We start from the raw sequence: 492 nt of genomic DNA on the forward strand, positions 1-492 counted from the left end.
CTCGTGATGCTGAGGCGGGAGGGCCTGGTCGTGAACCACAAGAAGCTGTTCCGGCTCTATCGGGAGGAGAAGCTCGCCGTCGCCGCCGTGGCGGCCGCAAGCGGGCGATCGGGACCAGGGCGCCGATGCTGGTGCCGCTGAGGCCCGACGAGCGCTGGTCGCTCGACTTCGTATCGGACCAGCTCACCGACGGGCGCCGCTTCCGCATCCTGGCCGTCGTCGACGACTGCACGAGAGAGTGCCTCGCACTCATCGTTGATACGTCTCTCTCGGGCATGCGGGTTGCCCGCGAATTGGACGGCTCATCACCGAGCGGGGCCGGCCCAGGATGATCGTCAGCGACAATGGCAGCGAGTTCACCTCGAACGCCATCCTCTCCTGGGCGGATCAGAACCGCGTCGAATGGCATTACATTGCGCCCGGCAAGCCGATGCAGAATGGCTTCATCGAGAGCTTCAACGGCCGACTGCGCGATGAACTGCTCAACGAGAC

General features: G+C 65.0%; 1 pseudogene. It reads left to right on the plus strand.

The features are described from left to right. Positions 1-492: pseudogene (locus tag P9254_RS28830) on the plus strand (DDE-type integrase/transposase/recombinase); the annotation flags it as partial.

Source organism: Mesorhizobium sp. WSM4983, from assembly GCF_029625765.1.
Lineage (GTDB): Bacteria > Pseudomonadota > Alphaproteobacteria > Rhizobiales > Rhizobiaceae > Mesorhizobium.